Genomic DNA, 1153 nt, shown 5'->3' on the forward strand with positions numbered 1-1153 from the left:
GCGCTGCTGTCCACGCCGAGCCACCGCGATCGCGCAAGCCATCCTCGTCCTGCACCACGTCGAAGCGAACCGCTACGCAGGATGAAAATGGCTCAGTAGTGGTCCTGTTGGTCGAGATGGGCGCGCAAGATGCCCTTTGCGTAGTGGACCCGGGACTTGACGGTGCCCACCGGGATATTCAGCTCATCCGCCAATTCCTGAATCGTTTGGCCGTGGTAATACAGGTTAAGCAGCAGACTGCGCTGCTCAGGCTGAAGCAGCATCAACGCCTTACGAATCGTCAGTCTCTCAGCCATGCTGCTGGCATTGTCGCTGGCGACGGTCAGTTGGGTCAGATCATCCACGACTACCTCCACCGGCCGTGACTTGCGGGCCCGCAGCGTGTCTACGACGAGCCGGCGAGAGACGGTGTACAACCACGGCCGGAACGTGGTGACATCCACGTCGTCATGTCGGCTGAGGTGGGACCACGCCCGGACGAATGTCTCCTGCATGATGTCCTCGGCCAGCCGCCGGTCCCCCAGGGTGAGCTTGACGAGGTACCTGAAGAGCGGCTTACTACAGGCGCGGTGCAGCTGTTCGAGCCTGGCCGCAGCGGGCGCGGTCCCTGTCCTGAGCGAATCCTCGGCCCGCGCGGCCTGCTCGCGATGAGGGTCTGGACGCTGCGCCACTGGCTGCTCGAACTGGCCAAACATGGCACCCTCCGTCGTCTGGGTCGCGATGCGCTAAGACCGTGTGTCAGTTGGGGTTGTTGCTGGTCACCAGGTTGAGTCGGATGGCTCGGCGGTAGCAGATGACAGCGCAGGCCAGGTGTAGGAGTCCGAGGAAGTGGGAAGCTGTCCGGTCGTAGCGGCGGACCAGGCGTCGGAACCGGGTGGTCCATTCCAGGCAGCGTTCGATGACGTAGCGGTGTTGGCCGAGTCGGGCCGAGGAATCGATGCGCTTTACGGGCGATCCGCGCGGTGATGGTGCGTGTTCGCAGCAGGTCGCGGTAGATCGGGTAGTCGTAGCCCTTGTCGCCGTGGAGTTTGCGCGGCCGTTTCCTCGACCGGCCGGGGGGGGTTGGCGCACGGGCGTCATGCCGTCGATCATGTCCTGGAACATCAGATGGTCGTTGAGGTTCGCGGCGGAGATGTCCACGTGGTAGGGGTAG

Annotated in this window: 2 protein-coding genes and 1 pseudogene; 1 reads left to right on the forward strand and 2 read right to left on the reverse strand. The window is 63.7% G+C overall.

The window, feature by feature from the left end; translation table 11 throughout:
• A pseudogene (locus tag ACIBEF_RS32565) lies at positions 1–85 on the forward strand (IS5/IS1182 family transposase); the annotation flags it as partial.
• Positions 86–92: 7 nt separating this feature from the next.
• On the opposite strand, the gene ACIBEF_RS32570 reads toward ACIBEF_RS32565, so the two are convergent.
• Together ACIBEF_RS32570 and ACIBEF_RS32575 are read right to left on the reverse strand one after the other, a co-directional pair.
• On the reverse strand, positions 93–695 hold the full coding sequence (locus ACIBEF_RS32570; protein ID WP_396797262.1) for a sigma-70 family RNA polymerase sigma factor: 603 nt from the start codon (positions 693–695) through the stop codon (positions 93–95).
• 43 nt (positions 696–738) lie between these two features.
• Positions 739–1140 carry a hypothetical protein gene (locus ACIBEF_RS32575; protein WP_396797263.1) on the reverse strand — a complete coding sequence of 134 codons (402 nt, stop codon included), beginning with the start codon at positions 1138–1140 and terminating at the stop codon, positions 739–741.
• Positions 1141–1153: the final 13 nt, after the last annotated feature.

This window comes from Micromonospora sp. NPDC050795, assembly GCF_044456785.1.
Taxonomy (GTDB): domain Bacteria; phylum Actinomycetota; class Actinomycetes; order Mycobacteriales; family Micromonosporaceae; genus Micromonospora.

Bases quoted from the DNA above. Each gene is read 5' to 3' on its own strand.
- ACIBEF_RS32570 (WP_396797262.1), bottom strand. From the start codon at position 695: ATGTTTGGCCAGTTCGAGCAGCCAGTGGCGCAGCGTCCAGACCCTCAT.